General features: G+C 47.5%; 3 protein-coding genes. All 3 read left to right on the top strand.

Annotation, left to right across the window (positions count from 1 at the left end; translation table 11 throughout):
• The first annotated feature begins 285 nt into the window (after positions 1-285).
• The 3 genes from C7R94_RS28610 to C7R94_RS28600 all read left to right on the top strand — a co-directional run bounded on the left by C7R94_RS28610 (position 286) and on the right by C7R94_RS28600 (position 3,108).
• A complete protein-coding gene (locus C7R94_RS28610; protein ID WP_106785920.1) occupies positions 286-663 on the top strand; it encodes a (2Fe-2S) ferredoxin domain-containing protein in 378 nt (125 codons plus the stop codon).
• 292 nt (positions 664-955) lie between these two features.
• A complete protein-coding gene (locus tag C7R94_RS28605) occupies positions 956-2,149 on the top strand; it encodes a glycine C-acetyltransferase (RefSeq protein ID WP_106785919.1) in 1,194 nt (397 codons plus the stop codon).
• A complete protein-coding gene (locus tag C7R94_RS28600) occupies positions 2,146-3,108 on the top strand; it encodes an L-threonine 3-dehydrogenase (protein ID WP_106785918.1) in 963 nt (320 codons plus the stop codon). Before C7R94_RS28605 ends, C7R94_RS28600 begins: the two co-directional genes overlap by 4 nt.
• Positions 3,109-3,219: the final 111 nt, after the last annotated feature.

Genomic DNA, 3,219 nt, shown 5'->3' with positions numbered 1-3,219 from the left:
AATCGCGAAGGTATCCAAGCAAGGTGGAGGGTGAGTTCTTTTTGGATTTTTTATGCTCAATAAATTTTTCGACATACCACGGGTATGAGCCCACTGTTTGCAAAAGCTGCAAGGCATCGCGCTGTTTGGTTACGGACATGCTTTCACCACCAAGATCTTTTTATGAATCGTATACGAACATATATTCTATCAAAAACCAAACGTTCTGGGAATTGCAAATTGAACAAGAAACCGTCATGATGGGGAGTGTAGTTGGATGTTGGACAAGAACGGAGTGGATTAGTAGTGGCAACATGGGATTTATCTCAGACGAGACATCATGTACTGATTTGTAACGGTGGAAGCTGTATGCGCAAGGGTGGCGAAGAGGTTACGGTAGCGATACGCGAAGCGATTACCAACGCAGGTTTGGATGACTATGTACATACAACCCGCACGCGTTGCAACGGACGCTGTGAGGACGCATGTGTGATGATCGTGTACCCCGAGGGGATCTGGTATGAAAACGTGACGCCAGAAGATGCACAACTGTTGGTGGAAGAGCATTTTCAAAATGGCAGACCAGTAGAGTCCTTGATGACGCATCGCTTCGAAGCGAACGGTTTTGTGCGTACGATAGACACCAAGCCTGGTATCTTAAAATCACAAAAGGCAAAAAAATGAGGAAAAGGCCACGATCTGCTCATGGAAGCAAGAGAGTGGTTTTTTCATTTTCAGTAGTCTACGAATTGCGACAAAAGGAGAAAGTAGGAGAGATGGCATTATCGAAAGAAAAATGATTGAAAGCGTTAACAATATGTCTTTGTGATGTGGACGTTTTAAGTAAATGGTGGTAAACTGTCTGTAGATTAAGTTGATTTTATGCGAATTTTATCAAAATGATATGTCCATACAGCGTGAACAATTGTTTATGTGGAACTTACTAATCGATGGCTGAATAATGGAGGGATTCTCGTTGGCGAGCAAAACACTTGAACATTTTTTACATGAAAATCTGGCAGATTTGAAGAGCAAGGGACTGTACAACGTCATTGATCCATTGCAAAGCGCAAATGGTCCTGTCATTACGATTGCAGGAAAAGAACTGATCAACCTCTCCTCCAATAACTATCTGGGCTTGGCTACTGATCAACGCCTTGTGGACGCTGCAATTGCAGCAGCAAGCAAATACGGCGTAGGGGCAGGGGCTGTGCGCACAATTAACGGAACCTTGGACTTGCATGTGAAGCTGGAAGAAAAGCTCGCTGCCTTCAAGCATACCGAAGCTGCAATCGCTTACCAATCTGGCTTTAACTGCAACATGGCTGCGATCTCTGCTGTTATGGACAAGGACGATGCGATTCTTTCTGACGAGTTGAACCACGCTTCCATTATTGATGGATGCCGCCTGTCTCGTGCGCAGATTATCCGTGTGAACCACTCCGATATCGATGACTTGCGTGCGAAAGCAAAGGAAGCGAAAGAATCCGGCAAATATAAAAAGCTGATGGTCATTACTGACGGCGTATTTTCGATGGATGGCGATGTTGCCAAGCTGCCGGAAATCGTAGAGGTAGCCGAAGAATTTGACTTGATTACGTATGTAGACGATGCCCACGGCTCTGGTGTTCTCGGCAAAGGGGCAGGAACAGTTAAGCATTTTGGCCTGTCTGATAAAATCGACTTCCAAATCGGCACGCTTTCCAAAGCAATTGGGGTAGTCGGCGGTTATGTAGCGGGACGCCAAGAGCTGATCGACTGGCTCAAAGTACGCAGCAGACCTTTCCTGTTCTCGACTGCGCTGACGCCAGCGGATGTGGCTGCTTCCATTGCAGCTATCGATATTTTGATGAACAGCACCGAGCTGCACGACAAGCTGTGGGATAACGGACACTACCTCAAAAAAGGCTTGAAAGAACTCGGCTTCAATATCGGAGAGAGCGAAACGCCTATCACTCCTTGCATTATCGGAGACGAACAGCAGACCCAAGAATTCAGCAAGCGACTGTATGAAGAGGGCGTTTACGCGAAAGCGATCGTGTTCCCGACTGTACCAAAAGGAACCGGCCGTGTACGGAATATGCCAACAGCGGCGCATAGCAAGGAAATGCTGGATCGTGCCCTTAGCATCTACGAAAAAGTTGGGAAAGAAATGGGGATCCTGAAATGAAAAAAATTCTGGTAACCGGGGCGTTAGGACAAATTGGTTCCGAGCTCATCATGAAATTACGCGATATTTACGGAGCGGATCAAGTCATCGCTACAGATATCCGGAAAAACGAAGAAGATCCCGTGGTGCAATCGGGTCCATTCGAAGTTCTTGATGTCACAGACGGGAACCGGATGTTTGAGCTGGCGAAGAAACATGGCGTGGATACGATCATGCATTTGGCTGCCCTGTTGTCTGCCACAGCAGAAGCCAAGCCGCTCTTGGCATGGAACCTGAACATGGGTGGGCTGGTAAACGCTCTGGAAGCAGCACGTGAGTTGAACTGCCAGTTCTTTACTCCGAGTTCAATTGGTGCATTTGGTCCGTCTACACCGAAGGACAACACGCCGCAGGACACGATTCAACGCCCTACGACCATGTATGGTGTCAATAAAGTTTCCGGTGAGTTGCTCTGCGATTACTATTATCAAAAATTTGGGGTAGATACGCGCGGCGTACGCTTCCCAGGTCTGATTTCGTATGTAGCGCCTCCAGGTGGTGGTACGACCGACTATGCAGTAGACATTTACTACAAGGCGATCCAGCATGGAGCGTATACGTCCTACATCGGCAAAGGCACGTACATGGATATGATGTATATGCCTGATGCCCTGAATGCGATTGTTGCCCTAATGGAAGCAGATGCCTCCAAGCTCATTCACCGCAACGCGTTCAACGTGACCGCGATGAGCATTGAGCCAGAAGATGTAGCAGCAGCGATCCGTAAACATATTCCTGAGTTTACTCTCTCCTATGAGGTCGACCCTGTGCGTCAGGCAATTGCCGACAGCTGGCCGAACTCCATTGATGCTACGGCTGCCATGCAAGAGTGGGGCTTCAAAGCGGAATACGATCTGGACAAAATGACCGAGGACATGCTCGCAAAACTGCGGGGAAAGTTGCTCCAGCAAGTCAGATAAACGAATAGGGAAAAGGAAAACTGCCACTTCTTCTTGTGCGTGATGCGAGAGAGGTGGCAGTTTTTTGTATGCCTTTCCTGTTTTAAGGGCACATTAACAAAACATGCTTAA

This window comes from Brevibacillus sp. NRRL NRS-603 (assembly GCF_003013445.1).
GTDB lineage: Bacteria > Bacillota > Bacilli > Brevibacillales > Brevibacillaceae > Brevibacillus > Brevibacillus formosus.
This window is presented reverse-complemented; position numbering and strand designations above follow the sequence as displayed.